This is a genomic window from Marichromatium bheemlicum (assembly GCF_012276755.1).
GTDB lineage: Bacteria > Pseudomonadota > Gammaproteobacteria > Chromatiales > Chromatiaceae > Marichromatium > Marichromatium bheemlicum.
The window spans coordinates 1-283 of sequence record NZ_JAAXKX010000056.1; the positions used below are offsets into that span (position 1 = coordinate 1).

The window sequence follows — 283 nt, forward strand, 5'->3', positions numbered from 1 at the left end:
ACCGAGTTCGTTGACGACTCGGTAGAAAGGGACCCGAAAGCCTGCATCGGCAACGATGATCGGCTCCACCCCGGGCGGTAGTAGCGAGGCCAAGCGTTGCAGGAAGCGCGATTGCACGACGCGCGTGTTGACCTTCGACTGCGGGTGTACCTCCTCGTAGAGCGTCAATGAACGCCCACCGACGGGGAGCGCCGCACGCAGCAGGTGTAGCGACTGATCGCGCTTCAGATCCGACCAGTCGATCACGATGACAGGCTCGGAAATCCCGGCAAGCAACACCTGA

The 283-nt window shown here is 61.8% G+C and carries 1 pseudogene; it reads right to left on the reverse strand.

Features of this window, described 5'->3' with window-relative positions:
- Positions 1-246: pseudogene (locus tag HF203_RS16075) on the reverse strand (IS4 family transposase); the annotation flags it as partial.
- Between the last annotated feature and the right edge of the window lie 37 nt (positions 247-283).